The 15,566-nt window shown below is 70.0% G+C and carries 15 protein-coding genes; 4 read left to right on the forward strand and 11 right to left on the reverse strand.

The features are described from left to right. Positions 1-8: 8 nt before the first annotated feature. Genes G6N59_RS25425 through sucB form a run of 5 tightly spaced genes read right to left on the reverse strand, consistent with a single transcriptional unit; the run spans position 9 to position 5,118 of the window. On the reverse strand, positions 9-764 hold the full coding sequence (locus G6N59_RS25425) for a DUF4191 domain-containing protein (RefSeq protein ID WP_138229668.1): 756 nt from the start codon (positions 762-764) through the stop codon (positions 9-11). A gap of 15 nt (positions 765-779) precedes the next feature. Continuing rightward, positions 780-1,712: a lipoyl synthase gene (gene lipA, locus G6N59_RS25430; protein WP_138229669.1), complete on the reverse strand. Its 933-nt coding sequence runs from the start codon at positions 1,710-1,712 to the stop codon at positions 780-782. Further along, positions 1,709-2,395, reverse strand: coding sequence for a lipoyl(octanoyl) transferase LipB (gene lipB / locus G6N59_RS25435; protein ID WP_138229670.1), 687 nt, complete (start codon positions 2,393-2,395; stop codon positions 1,709-1,711). Before lipB ends, lipA begins: the two co-directional genes overlap by 4 nt. Before the next feature lie 25 nt (positions 2,396-2,420). Beyond that, positions 2,421-3,329 (reverse strand): TIGR01777 family oxidoreductase, encoded by a 909-nt coding sequence (locus tag G6N59_RS25440; protein WP_138229671.1) that lies wholly within the window; start codon positions 3,327-3,329, stop codon positions 2,421-2,423. A gap of 4 nt (positions 3,330-3,333) precedes the next feature. After that, entirely contained in the window at positions 3,334-5,118 is a 1,785-nt protein-coding gene (sucB, locus tag G6N59_RS25445) for a 2-oxoglutarate dehydrogenase, E2 component, dihydrolipoamide succinyltransferase (RefSeq protein ID WP_163911743.1), read from the reverse strand. 193 nt (positions 5,119-5,311) lie between these two features. Between sucB and G6N59_RS25450 the strand changes: the two genes are divergently transcribed. Then, on the forward strand, positions 5,312-6,247 hold the full coding sequence (locus G6N59_RS25450; protein WP_138229700.1) for an alpha/beta fold hydrolase: 936 nt from the start codon (positions 5,312-5,314) through the stop codon (positions 6,245-6,247). Positions 6,248-6,312: 65 nt separating this feature from the next. On the opposite strand, the gene G6N59_RS25455 is transcribed toward G6N59_RS25450, so the two are convergent. Next, positions 6,313-7,818 carry a leucyl aminopeptidase gene (locus G6N59_RS25455; RefSeq protein ID WP_138229701.1) on the reverse strand — a complete coding sequence of 502 codons (1,506 nt, stop codon included), beginning with the start codon at positions 7,816-7,818 and terminating at the stop codon, positions 6,313-6,315. 14 nt (positions 7,819-7,832) lie between these two features. After that, positions 7,833-8,942, reverse strand: a complete 1,110-nt coding sequence (locus G6N59_RS25460) for an adenylate/guanylate cyclase domain-containing protein (protein WP_138229702.1) — start codon at positions 8,940-8,942, stop codon at positions 7,833-7,835. A gap of 3 nt (positions 8,943-8,945) precedes the next feature. Between G6N59_RS25460 and gcvT the strand changes: the two genes are divergently transcribed. Further along, positions 8,946-10,130 carry a glycine cleavage system aminomethyltransferase GcvT gene (gcvT, locus tag G6N59_RS25465; protein WP_138229703.1) on the forward strand — a complete coding sequence of 395 codons (1,185 nt, stop codon included), beginning with the start codon at positions 8,946-8,948 and terminating at the stop codon, positions 10,128-10,130. Between the two features lie 118 nt (positions 10,131-10,248). Then, a complete protein-coding gene (locus G6N59_RS25470) occupies positions 10,249-11,379 on the forward strand; it encodes a branched-chain amino acid aminotransferase (RefSeq protein WP_138229704.1) in 1,131 nt (376 codons plus the stop codon). 14 nt (positions 11,380-11,393) lie between these two features. On the opposite strand, the gene G6N59_RS25475 is transcribed toward G6N59_RS25470, so the two are convergent. Genes G6N59_RS25475 through G6N59_RS25490 form a run of 4 tightly spaced genes read right to left on the reverse strand, consistent with a single transcriptional unit; the run spans position 11,394 to position 14,398 of the window. After that, the gene (locus G6N59_RS25475) at positions 11,394-12,116 is read right to left on the reverse strand and encodes an adenosylcobinamide-GDP ribazoletransferase (protein ID WP_138229705.1); all 723 of its coding nucleotides are present in this window, start codon (positions 12,114-12,116) and stop codon (positions 11,394-11,396) included. Positions 12,117-12,126: 10 nt separating this feature from the next. Beyond that, positions 12,127-13,182: a nicotinate-nucleotide--dimethylbenzimidazole phosphoribosyltransferase gene (gene cobT / locus G6N59_RS25480; protein ID WP_138229706.1), complete on the reverse strand. Its 1,056-nt coding sequence runs from the start codon at positions 13,180-13,182 to the stop codon at positions 12,127-12,129. Beyond that, positions 13,179-13,706 carry a bifunctional adenosylcobinamide kinase/adenosylcobinamide-phosphate guanylyltransferase gene (locus G6N59_RS25485; RefSeq protein ID WP_138229707.1) on the reverse strand — a complete coding sequence of 176 codons (528 nt, stop codon included), beginning with the start codon at positions 13,704-13,706 and terminating at the stop codon, positions 13,179-13,181. The genes cobT and G6N59_RS25485 overlap by 4 nt, the downstream gene beginning before the upstream one ends. Positions 13,707-13,711: 5 nt before the next feature. Further along, the gene (locus G6N59_RS25490) at positions 13,712-14,398 is read right to left on the reverse strand and encodes a DUF3043 domain-containing protein (protein WP_138229708.1); all 687 of its coding nucleotides are present in this window, start codon (positions 14,396-14,398) and stop codon (positions 13,712-13,714) included. 71 nt (positions 14,399-14,469) lie between these two features. Here G6N59_RS25490 and G6N59_RS25495 point away from each other — a divergent pair, with 71 nt between their 5' ends. After that, positions 14,470-15,534: a glycerate kinase family protein gene (locus G6N59_RS25495; protein ID WP_138229709.1), complete on the forward strand. Its 1,065-nt coding sequence runs from the start codon at positions 14,470-14,472 to the stop codon at positions 15,532-15,534. The last annotated feature ends 32 nt before the right edge of the window (positions 15,535-15,566 follow it).

The raw sequence follows: 15,566 nt of genomic DNA on the forward strand, positions 1-15,566 counted from the left end.
CCGAACCGCTACTTGCGCCGAGCGGTGCGCTGCATGCCCTTCATCTTGGCGCCGGCAGGCAGCGGGCCCTTGGGCAGGCCGCCCGGGCCCAGCTTCGAACCGAGCGCCGCGAGGCGGGACTCCAGCGAGTCCATCTGCTTGGTGGTGATGTTGGCGGGCAGCTTGGTCAGGTGCCGTTCCAGCTTGGCCAGCGGCACCTGGTCTTCTTCGTTGCCGACCACGACGGTGTAGATCGGCACTTCGCCGACCAGTCGTGCGGCGCGCTTCTTCTCCTGCGCCAGGAGCGGCTTCAGGCGCTGCGGCGAGCCCTCGCCGACGAAGATCACACCCGGCCGGCCGATGACCCGGTGCACGGCATCGAAGCTGCCGGTGGCGGCGACGCCCTGCGTGACGCGCCACTGGCCGCGCATGTTGTCCAGCGCCCAGGCCGCGGCGCCGGTCTGGCCGTCGGCCTTGCTGTAGACCGACTTCTGCGCCCGTCGGCCGAAGATGATGAAGGCGACCAGCGCGCCGAGCACCACACCCAGGATGGGCAGCGTCACCCAGGTGAAGATGCTGTCTGAGTACACCGCCATGCCGACGGCGAGCGCCAGAATCAGCACGAACGCGCCGATCATGTACGGCAGCAGCCGCTTGTCCTCTTTGCGCTGAATCTGGAACGCCTGCCAGAGCTGAGTGCGGCGCTGCTTCGAGGCAGCCTTACGGGCAGCCTTCGCTTCGGCCTTCGCAGCCTTCAGAGCGGCAGGATCGGTGGTCTTCGCCATGCCACCAGGATAGATTCAGGAAACCGGTGGCCGTAATCGGGCAGCTTGGGCGTACAGCTTTCCGGCCCGGTAGGACGAGCGGACCAGCGGTCCGGCCAGCACACCGGCGAAGCCGAGCCCTTCGGCGAACTGCTGATGCTCGACGAATTCCTCGGGCCGCACCCAACGCTCGACGGGGTGGTGTCGCGGCGACGGGCGCAGGTACTGGGTGATGGTGACGATGTCGCAGCCGGCGTCGTACAGGTCCTGCAGCGCCACGCGGATTTCCTCGGGCGTCTCTCCCATGCCGAGGATCAGGTTGCTCTTGGTGACCAGGCCGTAGTCGCGGGCAGCGGTGATCACACCGAGGCTGCGCTCGTAGCGGAACGCCGGGCGGATGCGCTTGAAGATGCGCGGCACGGTTTCGACGTTGTGCGCGAACACTTCTGGACGCGAGTCGAAGACCTCGTCGAGCAGCGCGGACACACCGTTGAAGTCGGGCGCCAGCAGCTCGACGCCGGTGTTCGGGTTGAGTGCGTGAATCTGGCGGACGGTCTCGGCGTACAGCCAGGCGCCGCCGTCGGGGAGGTCGTCGCGGGCCACCCCGGTGATCGTGGAGTAGCGCAGGCCCATGGTCTGCACGCTCTCGGCGACCCGGCGGGGTTCGTCACGGTCCAGGTCTGCGGGCTTACCGGTGTCGATCTGGCAGAAGTCGCAGCGGCGGGTGCACTGCTCGCCGCCGATCAGGAAGGTGGCCTCGCGGTCCTCCCAGCACTCGTAGATGTTGGGGCAGCCGGCCTCTTCGCAGACGGTGTGCAGACCCTCGCGCTTGACCAGGCTCTTCAGGTCCTTGTACTCGGGGCCCATCTTGAGCTTGGTCTTGATCCACGGCGGCTTGCGCTCGATCGGCGTCTCCGCGTTGCGGACCTCCAGGCGGAGCAGCTTGCGGTTACCGGGATCGACACTCATGATGTCGATGTTAGTGCGGTGCGGGGTGCGTCGACGGCTGCCCCGAGTGCCGAGCACACCGATACAGCCACCCGGTCCATGACGTCCTCGGGCGTGACCTCCCGGCCCAGCTCCTTCGTCAGGGACGTGACGCCGGCATCGGCGATGCCGCACGGGACGATGCCGCCGAACGCGCCCAGGTCGCAGTTACAGTTCAACGAGAAACCGTGCAGCGTCGTGCCGCGCGCGACGCGGATGCCGATGGCGGCGATCTTGCGCTCGGGCCGCAACCCGTCGGCGGCCAGCCACACGCCGGAGCGGCCGTCCACGCGGATGGTGTCCAGGCCGAGATCGGCGCACACCGACATCAGCGCATCTTCAAGCAGCCGAACGAATTTCACCACGTCGAGCGGCTGCGCGAGGCCGATGATCGGGTAGCCGACCAGCTGCCCCGGGCCGTGCCAGGTGATCTTGCCGCCGCGGTCGGTGTCGATGACCGGGGTGCCGTCGGCCGGGCGCTCGTGCGGTTCGGTGCGGCGGCCGGCGGTGTAGACGGGCAGGTGCTCGAGCAGCAGCAGGGTGTCGTCGCCGCGCTCGTCGGCGCGGGCGGTGGCGAGATCACGCTGGAGCTGCCAGGCATCGTTGTAGTCGACGGTGCCCAGGCGGCGTATCTCGATCGGGCCGCCGGCAGATCGGATGGTCACCGAACTGACGCTACCCCTGCCGGAGTCAGGCCGCGTTGGGGGCGGTGACGTAGGACAGGGCCTCGCCGATGGTCCGCTGGTGGAACTCGAAGCCGGCGTCCTCCAGCGCGGCGGGGATCGCGCGCTGGCCGCCCAGCAGCCCCTCCTCGGCGAACTCGCCGAGCGCTGCCTTCAGTGCGAAGCCCGGCATCAGCAGCGGGGTGGGCCGGTGCAGTGCCCGTCCCAGGGCTTCGGTGAACTCACCGTTGGTGACTGGCGCCGGACCGGTCAGGTTCAGTGGCCCGGACAGATCGTGGTGGTTCAGTGCGAACAGCAGGGCCCGCACCTCGTCCTCCAGCGTGATCCACGGCATGTACTGCCGTCCGCTGCCCAGTCGGGCACCGAGGCCGAGCCCGAAGACCGGCCGTAGCCGGGCCAGCATGCCGCCCGCCGGGGCCAGCACCAGACCGGTGCGCGCGAGCACGACACGGACACCGGCGTCGGCGGCCGGCCGGGTGGCGGCTTCCCAATCCACGCAGAGCCGGGCGAGGAAGCCGGTGCCCGCGGGGGACTGCTCGTCGGCGATCCGGTCGCGGGTATCGCCGTAGAAGCCGACGGCGCTGGCATTGATGAGCACGGGGACGCCGGCGTCGACGACCGCATCGGTCAGCACCTCGGTCGGGCCGATGCGGCTGTCGCGCAGGCTCTGCTTGAACGCCCCCGACCAGCGGCGGGATCCGACGCTCACCCCGCAGAGGTTGACCACCGCATCGACGTCGTGCAGTGCGTGCCAGTCGAAGTCGCCGGTGCCCGGGTTCCAGTACACCTCGTCGGCGTTGGCCGGTTGACGGCGCACGATGCGCACCACTCGATGGTCGGTGGCACGGAGTGCCGACACCAGCGCGGATCCGATCAGCCCCGACGAGCCCGCGATGGCTATGACCGCGTGCGCCATGGGATCACAGACCGAGGTCGGCCTCGAACGCACCCTCTTCGAGACGACGTTTGATGGTGGTCACGAACCGTCCGGCGTCGGCGCCGTCGATCAGGCGGTGGTCGTAGGTCAGCGGCAGGTAGCAGACCGACCGGACGCCGATCGACTCGTTGCCGCCCTCGTCCACGACGACCCGCGGCCGCTTGACGATGGCACCGGTGCCCAGCATGGCCGCCTGCGGCGGAACCAGGATCGGGGTGTCGAACAGGGCGCCCTGGCTGCCGATGTTGGTGATGGTGAAGGTGCCCCCGGCCAGCTCGTCGGGCCGCAGGTTGCCCGAGCGGGCGCGGTCGGCGATGTCGACGATGGCGCGTGCCAGACCACCGAGGGACAGGTCACCGGCGTTGTGCACGACGGGCGACAGCAGGCCCTGCTCGGTGTCCACCGCGAAGCCGAGGTGCTCGGCGTCGTAGTAGGTGATCTCCTTGGTGTCCTCGTTGTAGCTGGCGTTGACGTTCGGGTGGACCTTCAACGCGTCGATCACCGCGCGGGCGATGAACGGCAGGTAGGTCAGGTTGACACCCTCGCGCTCGGCGAACGAGTTCTTGGCGCGGGCGCGCAGCGAGACGATGCGGGTCATGTCGACCTCGTGGGTCTGCGTCAGCTGAGCGGTGGTCTGCAGCGACTCGCGCGTCTTCTTGGCGGTGATCTGACGGATCCGGGTGGCCTTCTGCGTGGTGCCACGCAGGTGAGCCAGCGCCGGGGCAGGCGCCGCGGCCGGGGCCTTGGCAGCGGGAGCGGCGGGGGCCGCTGCTGCGGCGGCGGCAGGTGCGGCCGGGGCCTTGGCGGCTTCCGCTGCGGCGAGCACGTCCTGCTTGCGAATGCGACCGCCGACACCGGTGCCCTGCACCGAGGCGAGGTCAACGTTGTTCTCGGCGGCCAACTTTCGCACCAGCGGGGTGACGTAGGGGCTCGCATCGTCGGACGGCGCGGACGACGCCGCGGGGGCGGCCGCCGCGGGCGCCGGGGCCGCGGGAGCCGGAGTCGGCGCGGGGGCCGGCGGCGGGGTGGGCGCAGCCGGAGCCGGGGGAGGCGTCGGTGCGGCAACGGGTTCGGGGGCCGGAGCGGGCGCGGGAGCCGCGGGGGCCGGCGCCGGGGCTGCGGCCGGAGCGCTACCGGCGGCACCGATCTTGGCGAGCTCGCCGCCGATGGACACCACGTCGTCCTCGTCGGCGGTGATGGACAGCAGCACACCGGCGACCGGCGACGGGATTTCGGTGTCGACCTTGTCGGTGGACACCTCGACCAGGGGCTCATCGACCTCGACGGAGTCGCCGACCTTCTTGAGCCAGCGGGTGACGGTGCCTTCGGTGACCGACTCGCCGAGGGTCGGCATCACGATGGAGGTGGCATCGGCGGCATCGGAGGCGGCCGGGGCGGGGGCCGAAGCGGGAGCCGGTGCGGGTGCCTCAGGGGCCGGAGCGGGCGCAGCGGCGGCGGGCTCGGGCGCCGGGGCCGCAGGCGCTTCCGGTGCCGCCGCGGGCGCAGCCGGGGCGGGGGCCGGCTCCGAGCCGGCGTCACCGATGACGGCGAGCTCGCCGCCGATCTCGACGACGTCGTCTTCGCGCGCCACGATCTTGGTCAGGACACCCGCTGCCGGCGACGGGATTTCGGTGTCGACCTTGTCGGTGGACACCTCGAGCAGGGGTTCGTCGACCGCGACGGTGTCGCCTTCCTGCTTGAGCCATCGAGTGACGGTCCCCTCGGTAACGCTCTCGCCGAGTGCGGGCATCTGGACGGAGATGGCCATTACGTTGACTCCTCGAAAAGGTCGCTCGTCACTTCGAATGTCTCAGGCCCCATCCTGTCATGCCCACGCAGTCGAGGAGTGGCGGGCCGGGGACTTGGTCCCGGTGTCTTGACACCACCACTGAGCAGGCTACTGTCGCATCGAAACCGGTACCGGCGGTACGGGATATTTTGAGGTCAGGCAGGGTTTGACGATGCGGTTTGTGAACAGTGCGGACGGGACGCGGATCGCGACCTACGAAGAGGGAAACCCCGACGGCCCGGTGGTGGTGCTGGTGCACGGCTGGCCCGACTCGCACGACATGTGGGACGCGACGGTGCCCTACCTGGCCGACACCTACCGGGTGATCCGCTACGACAACCGGGGCTCACGCAATTCCGGTGTGCCCAAGAAGGTTTCGTCCTACACCATGGCGCGTTACGCCGACGACTTCGCGGCCGTGATCGAGGCATTGGCGCCCGGCCGGAAAGTCCACGTGCTGGCTCATGACTGGGGGTCGGTCGGCATCTGGGAGTACTTGTCGCGGCCGGAGTCGGTGGACCGCGTCGCGTCGTTCACCTCCACCTCGGGGCCGAGCGCCGACCACACCCGTCACTACATCATGGAGGGCCTCAAACGGCCCCACCGGCCGGTGCGCTTCCTGCACTCGGTGTCGCAGTTCCTGCGGCTGACCTATCAGGGGTTCTTCTCGATCCCGCTGCTGGCACGAGTGTTCGTCCGGGCCACCGTGCCGACCGTCATCCCGCAGCTGCTGAAGCGGCTGGATGGCATGTCCGACAACCAGATTCGGCATTCGGACACCTTTGCGACCGATGCCGCGAACAGCCTCAAGGTATACCCCGCCAACTACTGGCGGACCATCGTCACGGGCCGGCGCGACCACTACGTCAACGTGCCGGTCCAGGTGATCGTCAACCGTGGCGACCAGTTCGTCCGCCCGCACCTGTACGACGAGACGCCCCAATGGGTTCCGCAGCTGTGGCGGCGGGACGTCAGGTCGGGGCACTGGTCGCCGATGTCGCACCCGGAGCTGCTCGCCACCGCGGTCCGCGAGCTGGCCGACCACCTGGCCGGCGCCGAGCCCGCGCGGGATCTGGAACTGGCTCAGGTCGCCGGCACGGCGAGCTAGGTGAGGCCAGGGCGGGCCACCCGATCAGCCGTTGTCGCGCTCGGGTGGCCACTCGCCGACGGGGACTAACCGTTGGCTGCGATGTCCTCCAGCACCGCGAACATGGTTCGCGTCGGCACGCCGGTGCCGCCCTTGCCGGTGTAACCCCAAGGACCGCCGGTGTTGTAGGCCGGGCCGGCGACGTCGAGGTGCGCCCACTCCACACCGTCGGCGACGAACTCGCGCAGGTACACCCCGGCCACCAGCATGCCGGCGTTGCGCGCGCCGCTCACGTTCGCGAGGTCGGCGACAGATGACTTGAGGTCGTCCTTCAATTCTTCGGGCAGCGGCATGGCCCAGGCGTTCTCGCCGACCTGCTGCGACAGCGTGGCGACTCGGTCGCGGAACTCGTCACTGCCCATGACGCCGGGGGTACGCGCGCCGAGCGCCACGAGCTGCGCGCCCGTCAGCGTCGACGTCTCGATCAGGTAGTCCGGGTTGTCCTCGCACGCGCGGACGATGGCGTCGGCCAGGATCAGCCGGCCTTCGGCATCGGTGTTGAGCACCTCGATGGTCGTACCGCCGTACTGCGTCAGCACATCACCGGGCCGCTGCGCCGTCGACGACGGCATGTTCTCGGCCATGGGGACGGTCGCGACGACGTCGACCGCCAGCTTCTGGCGCGCGGCCAGCACCACGGTGGCGATGACGGCTGCGGCACCGCCCATGTCGGAGGTCATCTGGTGCATGTTGGCGGCCGGCTTGATCGAGATGCCGCCGGTGTCGAAGGTGATGCCCTTGCCCACCAGCGCCACCTTCTTGGCGATCTTCTTGCCGGAGCGATAGGTCAGCCGCACCAGGCGCGGCCCGCGAGAGGAGCCCTTGCCGACGCCCACGATGCCGCCGAAGCCGGCGTCCTCCAGCTCCTTCTTACCCAGCACCTCGACCTCGAGGCCCGCCGACTTGCCCAAAGCCTTTGCGCGCTTGGCGAATTCGCCCGGGAACAGGTGGCTCGGCGGGGTGTTGACCAGGTCGCGCGCGGTCGCCACGGCGGTGGCCACATCGACGCCGCGCGCCGCTGCGGTCTCGGCGTCGTCCGCGGTGGACAGCACAGTGAGCGACGTCAGGCTCGCTTCCTTCGGTGCGGTCTTCGCGCTGCGGAACTCGCTGAAGCGATAGGCGCCCAGGATCAGGCCCTCGACGGCGGCCGCCAGGTCCAGCTCCGAGAGCGTCGTCACCACGGTCTCGGTGCCGCCCAGCGAGCGGGCCGCCACGCCGGCAGCGCGGCGGACGACGTCGGCCGGCCACTCGTCGCGGTCTTTGCCCAGGCCCACGGCCAGCACACTGGCCACCGGCAGAGACGGCACCAGCACGCGGGTCAGCTGCTCATTGGAGCCTTTCGCACCCAGGGTCTTGAGCGACACCTCGATCTCGCCGGTGGCTTCGGCGTCCAGGAACGGGTTGGCCAGGACCTTGGCCTCGTCGTTCTCGCCCGAGATGACGGGCACGATCAGTACCGCGGAGTCCAAGCCGGACGGCAGCTCGGAGGCGACGATGACGGTGGGGGGCTGGTAACCGGGTGCGCTGCTCACCAGACCCACCCTAGTCACCGTGTCTGCCGGGCTGCCCGCTCAGCCTCCGCGCATACCTCGAATGCGGTGACGGGGTCATTGAAACCTTTGAGCACCAACGGCTCCCGGGGCGCGACCGGCCATTTGCCGGGCATGTGGTACCAAGGCGCGGCCACCAGAATCTGCCCGGGTTCGGCCGCGGTGACCAGCCGGGCCGCCAGATTCACCGGATTGCCGAAGTAATCGCCACCGGTGGCCACCACCGAGCCGAAACTCAGGCCGGCCCGCACATTGATATGGGCCGCCTTCGGCCGTGGATGGTGGACCAGGTCACACGCCACCCGAGCCAGCGATTCGGGAGTGGCGCTGACCCACATCACCGCATCTCCGATGAACTTCACCACCCGGCCGCCATCGGCGTGCACCACGTCGTTGGTGATGGCGTTGAACTCATTGAGCAGGCTGGTCAGATCCTCGGGCGTGAGCCGCTGCGTGAGCTGCGTGAAATTGGACAGGTCGGCAAACCCGATGCCGCACACCACAGTCGACGAGTCTCGATGGACGATTCCATCGAAATACGTTCTGGCGGAGGCGACATGGTGGCGGTGGACCGCGTCGATCATCGCGCCGATGCGCGGGATGAACTGGGCTGCCGCCCGATAGGCACGTGCGGTGACCAGCTCGTCGTGGCTCCGGGCCAGATCGAGGTCGGGCAGACCCGCGCGACTCATCGACGCCAGCGCCTCGGCCACTCGTGCCACGTTGGCGCCGATGACCCGCAGGAATCCTCGCGCGGCATCGTCGCCGATCGCGGCCCGCAGATCCGCCCACGTGCGTAACGCCTCGATGTCGGCATCGCTCAGCGTCGGCGCGGTCGGGTCGGCGACCGTCAGGCCCAGTGCCGCCCAGGTCTGTTCGACATCGGCCAGCGGCAGCCCGAGCGCGCGGGCCGCGGACGCCAGGCTGTGGCTGGGCTGCCCGGACCATTGCACGACGTCGCCGGCCAGGCCGAACAACCGGCCGCGTTCCTCGGCCTGGGCCATCTGCTCTGTGGTGAAGCCGAGGCCGTCGAGGTATTCGATCAGAGGCGCGCGACGCCGCGCATCGGCGATGCCGGCGGCTTCCAATGCGTCGAAATCGACCACGTAATGAGTCTGCCAGCTACGACGGGTCGGCGGAGCGGACTAGGCTCTCTGGCCGTGAGCGAACTGTTGCAGGGCCCGCTGGAAGACCGTCACCGCGAACTCGGGGCGAGTTTCGCCGAATTCGGGGGCTGGTTGATGCCGGTGTCCTACGCCGGCACCGTGGCCGAGCACAACGCCACCCGCGAGGCCGTCGGCCTGTTCGACGTCAGCCACCTCGGCAAGGCCCTGGTCCGTGGTCCCGGCGCGGCCGAGTTCGTCAACTCCGCCTTCACCAACGACCTGCGCCGTATCGGGCCGGGCAAGGCCCAATACACGTTGTGCTGCAAGGAGGTTGACGGCGTAGCCGGTGTCATTGATGACCTGATCGCCTACTACGTCTCCGACGAGGAAATCTTCCTGGTGCCCAACGCCGCCAACACCGCTGCCGTGGTCGCCGAATTGCAGCGGGTGGCGCCGCCCGAACTGACCATCACCAACGAGCACCGGTCCTACGCCGTGTTGGCGGTCCAGGGACCGAAGTCCACCGAGGTGCTCACCGCGCTCGGCCTGCCGACCGACATGGACTACATGGGGTACGCCGACGCCGAGTACGACGGCGTCCCGGTCCGGGTGTGCCGCACCGGCTACACCGGCGAGCACGGCTACGAACTGCTGCCCGAGTGGGACCGCGCCGGGGTGGTGTTCGACGCGCTGGTCGCCGCGGTGAAGACCGCCGGCGGCGAACTCGCCGGGCTGGGCGCGCGCGACACGCTGCGCACCGAGATGGGTTACCCGCTGCACGGACATGAACTGTCGCTTGATATTTCGCCGCTGCAGGCCCGTTGTGGCTGGGCCATCGGCTGGAAGAAGGACGCCTTCTGGGGGCGCGATGCCCTGCTCGCGGAGAAGGCGGCAGGTCCCAAGCGGACGCTGCGTGGTCTCAAGGCCGTCGGCCGCGGTGTGCTGCGCGCGGGTTTGACAGTGCTCGATGGTGGGGCGAGCGAAGCGACGGGGGAGGTACCGGCCAAGCCGGTGGGCATCACCACGTCGGGCACCTTCTCTCCGAGTCTGAAGGTCGGCATCGCGCTGGCGCTGCTCGACACCGCGGCCGATATCGCCGACGGCGCGCGCGTGACCGTCGACGTCCGGGGCCGGGCGCTGGAATGCGAGGTTGTCGCTCCGCCGTTTGTGGCGGCGAAAACGCGGTAGGGGGCGAGCGGAGCGACGGGAAAACGCGGTCGGGGGCGAGCGGAGCGACGGGAAAACGCGGTAGGAGGCGAGCGGAGCGACGGGAAAACGCGGTAGCCATGGGCGATACAATCGGCATATGACCGACGGCCCCCTCGAATTCACCGTTTCGCGCGCGAGCAACCCAGCGAGCGATGAGGTAAGGGCTCAGGTTCTGGCCGACCCCGGATTCGGGCGGTTCCACACCGATCACATGGTGTCGATCGACTACACCGCCGACCGCGGCTGGCATGACGCCCGGGTCACCGAGTATGGGCCCATCGAACTGGACCCGTCGGCGATCGTCCTGCACTACGCGCAAGAGGTCTTCGAGGGTCTGAAGGCATATCGCTGGAATGACGGCTCGATCGTGTCGTTCCGCCCGGAGGCCAACGCCGCCCGGCTGCAGACGTCATGCCGGCGCCTGGCCATTCCGGAACTACCCGGGGACGTCTTCGTCGACTCGCTGCGTCAGCTGATCGCCGTCGACAACGAGTGGGTCCCGGCCGCCGGTGGTGAGGCGTCGCTCTACTTGCGGCCGTTCATCATCGCCACCGAGCCTGGCCTGGGCGTGCGGCCCGCCACCGAATACCGCTACCTGGTGATCGGCTCGCCGGCCGGCGCGTACTTCAAGGGCGGCATCAAGCCGGTGTCGGTGTACCTGTCCACCGAGTACGTCCGGGCCAGCCCGGGCGGCACCGGTGCGGCCAAGTTCGGCGGCAACTACGCCGCCTCGCTGCTGGCCCAGGCGCAGGCCGCCGAGATGGGCTGCGACCAGGTGGTCTGGCTGGACGCCATCGAGCGCCGGTACGTCGAAGAAATGGGTGGCATGAACCTGTTCTTCGTGTTCGGCAGTGGCGGTTCGGCCCGGCTGGTCACCCCGGAGCTGTCCGGCTCACTCCTGCCGGGCATCACACGGGATTCGTTGCTGCAGTTGGCGGTTGACGCCGGCTTCGCGGTCGAGGAACGCAAGATCGATATCGATGAGTGGCAGAAGAAGGCCGCCGCGGGGGAGATCACCGAGGTGTTCGCCTGCGGCACGGCGGCCGTTATCACGCCGGTGGCGCACGTGAAGTACGGCAAGGGTGAATTGGCCGGCGAGTCGGCCGGTGAGTTCACCATCGGTGACGGCCAGCCCGGTGAGGTCACCATGGCGCTGCGCGACACCCTGACGGGCATTCAGCGCGGCACCTTCGCCGACACCCACAACTGGATGACCCGGCTGGGTTGACGCACGTTCGGCGACTAGTGGGCAGCGAGCCCCAGCGCGGTGAGTGTGGTCGTGACTTCGACGGCCGCGCCCAGCACGTCGCCGGTGATCCCGCCGAACCGGCGGACGCAGTGCCGCACCAGTAACGCTGTGCTGCCCAGTGCGGCGAGCACGACGACAGGCCCTTGCCACAGCCGCGGGGTTGCCCACGTCGAGGCGCCGGCGACGGCCACCGTCCACGCCGCGACCACCCACACCGGCTGACTACCGGCGACCATCGCACCCAACGTGCTGCCGGGCGCGGCCGGTACCGACGTGCGGCAGGCGGCCAGTGCGGCGACCCGGCCCGCGGCGACGGCAATCACCACGGCGACGGCGCTGATCGCGGCGAACGTCATGCTCTGCGCCCCGATGGCCACCACGATCGCCGCCACGCCGAAGGGGCCCGCGGTACCGCCGCGCATGACGGCCAGCGCCCGCTCGGGCGGTCCGTAACAACCGAGGCCGTCGACGGTGTCGGACAACCCGTCGATGTGCAGACCGCGGGTCAGCAGGAGCAGCGTCGCCACGGCCAGCAACCCGGCCAGCGGACCCGGCCCGAACGCGTGCCCGGCGCCCCATGCCACGGCCGCCGCAACGCCACCGAGGACGACGCCCACCACCGGGAGCGCCGTCAGCGTGCCCCGCCCGAACGGCCGGTTGCGGCGCACCGGAAAGACGGTGCTGAACGCGAAAGCCGAAGCGAGGGAACCGATCACGACGGTCTGGTCAGTTCTTTCCCGCGATGTTGGCCTCGCCGAACGTGGCCATGGACGCCAGCGTCGCCACTGCGGCGCGCAGCACGGGCAGCGCCACCGCCGCGCCGCTGCCTTCACCCAGGCGCATGCCGAGATCCAGGATCGGCGTCATCTGCAGGCGCTGCAGCGCCACCGCGTGAGCCGGTTCGGTCGACAGGTGGCCGGCCTGCCACCAGGCCTTCGCACCAGGGGCCAACCGGTCGGCGACCAGCGCCGCGGCCGTCACCACCACGCCGTCGAGCAGGACCGGGGTCCGACGCACCGCGGCCTGGGCCAGGAAGCCGGCCATGGCGGCCAGGTCCGCGCCACCGCACACGGCAAGCAGCGCAACCGGATCGGCCTTGACGTGCCGCGCACGGAACAGCGCGTCACGAATGGCCGCGGTCTTGCGGGCCCAGCCCTCGTCGTCGACGCCGGTGCCGCGGCCCACCACGGCGACGGGTTCGGAAGCGGTCAGGGCGGCGACCAGAGTTGTTGCCGGCGTGGTGTTCCCGATGCCCATGTCGCCCGCGATGAGCAGGTCTGCGCCGGAATCGACTTCCTGGTCGGCAATGGTGCGACCGGCCGCGATCGCCGTCACGGCCTCCGCTGTCGACAAGGCATCCTCGACGGCGATGTTGCCGCTGCCGCGTCGTACCTTGTGGGCGCCGATCGCGGGGGAGTGGGCCGCACCGTCGACCGCGATGTCGGCGACGCGGACGGTGGCGCCGGCCACCTCGGCCAGCACGTTGATGGCGGCGCCGCCGGCGTCGAAGTTCGCCACCATCTGCGCGGTGACTTCCGAGGGGAACGCGGACACTCCTGATGCCGTCACCCCGTGGTCGCCGGCGAACACCACAATCCGGGGCCGCTCGAATTGCTTTGGCGGACAGACGCCTTGGCATGCGGACGCCCAGACCGCCAGCTCTTCCAGCCGGCCGAGGGAGCCCGGCGGCTTGGTCAGGGTGTCCTGGCGCGCGAGGGCGGCCGCCCGCACGTCGGCATCCGGTTTGGTGAGGTCGGGAAACTGGGCGCGGGGATCGCTCATCGAGGCTCCTTGACGGTGAGAGGCTGGCCGGCCACCACCAGCACGACGCGGTCGCAGACCGCGGCCAGTCGCTGGTTGAGCGAGCCCAATTGATCGGCGAACCGGCGGCCCGATGCCGTGGCCGGGACGACGGTCAGGCCCACCTCGGGGCTGACCAGGGCCAGTGGTGCGGTGAATTCGCTGACTGCCGAGGTCAATTCGTCGACCTCGGACTCAATCGACCCACCGGTCCAGGCGTCGCGGCGGTCCATCGCGGCAACCAGCCAACCGCCGATGTCATCGACCATGGTGGCGGTTGCGGACAGGTGCAAAGTGCTTGCCACATCGGCGGATTCGACGGTCGACCAGTGTGCCGGCCGGCGGTTCCGATGGGCTGAAACCCGGGCTGCGAAGTCGGCGTCGCCGTCGACGGAACCGGTCGCTACGTAATGCACCGGTTCGCCCGGACCGGCCGCACGGCCGATCCAGTCCTCGGCCCACTGCGACTTTCCCGAGCGGATGCCGCCGAGCACCAGGGTGCGCACCGGGCTCAGTCGACCTTGTCCCCGCGGCTGACCTGCGGCTTCGGCACCCGCATCCGGCGCAGCTGCGAGGCCCGGCTGGCCGCGTAAAACCCCAGCTTCCAACCACTTTCGGTGTTGTCCGGGAACTTCGCGTCGACCCGCTTGTTGATGCGCCGGCTCAGCAGGACACCGTCGATCGCCATGATCACCATCAGGGCCAACATCGCGATCGACAGCAGGCCCTGCGTCTGGACCGGCGGCAGCGCCATCATGAAGAACACCAGTACCAGCGCCGACGGCATGAACAGGCCCAGCACGTTGCGCCGGGAGTCGACGAGATCGCGGACGTACCGCTTGACCGGGCCCTTGTCGCGGGGCAGCAGGTAGGCCTCGTCGCCGGCCATCATCTTGGCGCGGCGCGAATCCATGTCCGCCCGGCGGGCCACCCGCTCGGCCTTGCGCTCGTCCTTGGACTTGGAGTTGCGAAGTTCCTTGCGCCGCTTGCGTGCCTCGGCCGTCGTCATCGGCGCCGGAGCGACCGGGCCGCGCTTGCGGGCCGCGGCGCTCCGTTTGGGCGTCGGGCGGCCCTTGGGTGCGGTGGTGCCCCCGGCGACGTCGACGTCCGAGTCGGCGGCCCCGGTGACGGAGTCAACGCCCTCGTCGCCGCCACCTTCGGAGTCGGGATTGTCCTTCTTGCGGCCCAGCAGATTCACGGTGTCAGGTTACTTCGGTGGCCGCGGTCGGCCGTCATGCACCCAAGTCGGAGGCGGCTTAACCTGCTCGGATGAGAGTCCTGATCGCCCCCGACTGCTACGGCGACAGCCTCACCGCGGTGCAGGCCGCGGCGGCGATCGCCGCGGGCTGGGCCGTCGCGCGCCCGACCGACACCCTCGTGCTCGCTCCGCAGTCCGACGGTGGCCCCGGCTTCGTCGACGTCCTGGCCGAACGGCTGGGCGGTCTGCACACGACCAGGGTGCGCGGCCCGTTGGATCGCGAGGTCACCGCGCAGTGGGTGCTGCACGAGGCCACCGCCTATATCGAGTGCGCGCAGGCCTGCGGGTTGGCGCTGCTCGGTGGGCCGCCCACCGCGGCGACCGCGCTGGACGCGACGAGCTTCGGGGTGGGCCAGCTGGTGGACGCCGCGCTGGTGGCGGGCGCACACCGCGTGGTCGTGGGCCTCGGCGGCAGTGCCTGTACCGACGGCGGCCGCGGGCTCGTCGAAGCGCTGGGCGGGCTGGCGTCCGCGCACCAGAGGCTGGCGGGCGCCGAACTGATCGTCGCCTCGGACGTCGAGCACCCACTACTGGGACCGATGGGTGCCGCGGCGGTGTTCGGTCCGCAGAAAGGGGCCGATCCCGCGACGGTGGCAGTTCTGGAGCAGCGGCTGACGGAGTGGGCCCGCGAACTCGAATCCGTGGCCAGCCGAGATGTCTCCGCGGAACCCGGTGCCGGCGCCGCCGGCGGTCTCGGGGCGGCGCTGCTGGCGCTGGGCGGACGGCGCGAGTCGGGGGCGACGGTGATCGCCGGCCACACCGGGCTGGCTGCGGACCTCGCCGCTGCCGACCTGGTCATCACCGGTGAGGGCCGGTTCGACGACCAGTCGCTGCACGGCAAGGTGATCAGCGCCCTGGTCGGTCAGGCCCACGGCAGGCCGGTGCTGGTGCTGGCCGGGCAGGTGACGCTGAACCCGTCGGCACTGGCTGCCGCGGGGGTCGCGGCCGCTCATTCGATCACCGACCACGCCGGTTCGGTGGCGCTGGCCATCGCCGACGCGGCCAACCAGCTGAGCGGATTAGCTGCGGCTGTCGCCGCTGAAGTCGGGAATAGCGGCCGGACAAGGTACCGTTGATGGTGCCTGGATAGTTCCAGGCAATCGAGTGT

The organism is Mycolicibacterium aubagnense (assembly GCF_010730955.1).
GTDB classification, from domain to species: Bacteria; Actinomycetota; Actinomycetes; order Mycobacteriales; family Mycobacteriaceae; genus Mycobacterium; species Mycobacterium aubagnense.

Bases quoted from the DNA above. Each gene is read 5' to 3' on its own strand.
- G6N59_RS25425 (WP_138229668.1), bottom strand. From the start codon at position 764: ATGGCGAAGACCACCGATCCTGCCGCTCTGAAGGCTGCGAAGGCCGAA.
- lipA (WP_138229669.1), bottom strand. From the start codon at position 1,712: ATGAGTGTCGATCCCGGTAACCGCAAGCTGCTCCGCCTGGAGGTCCGC.
- G6N59_RS25440 (WP_138229671.1), bottom strand. From the start codon at position 3,329: ATGGCGCACGCGGTCATAGCCATCGCGGGCTCGTCGGGGCTGATCGGA.
- sucB (WP_163911743.1), bottom strand. From the start codon at position 5,118: ATGGCCATCTCCGTCCAGATGCCCGCACTCGGCGAGAGCGTTACCGAG.
- G6N59_RS25450 (WP_138229700.1), top strand. From the start codon at position 5,312: ATGCGGTTTGTGAACAGTGCGGACGGGACGCGGATCGCGACCTACGAA.
- gcvT (WP_138229703.1), top strand. From the start codon at position 8,946: ATGAGTCTGCCAGCTACGACGGGTCGGCGGAGCGGACTAGGCTCTCTG.
- G6N59_RS25470 (WP_138229704.1), top strand. From the start codon at position 10,249: ATGACCGACGGCCCCCTCGAATTCACCGTTTCGCGCGCGAGCAACCCA.
- cobT (WP_138229706.1), bottom strand. From the start codon at position 13,182: ATGAGCGATCCCCGCGCCCAGTTTCCCGACCTCACCAAACCGGATGCC.
- G6N59_RS25495 (WP_138229709.1), top strand. From the start codon at position 14,470: ATGAGAGTCCTGATCGCCCCCGACTGCTACGGCGACAGCCTCACCGCG.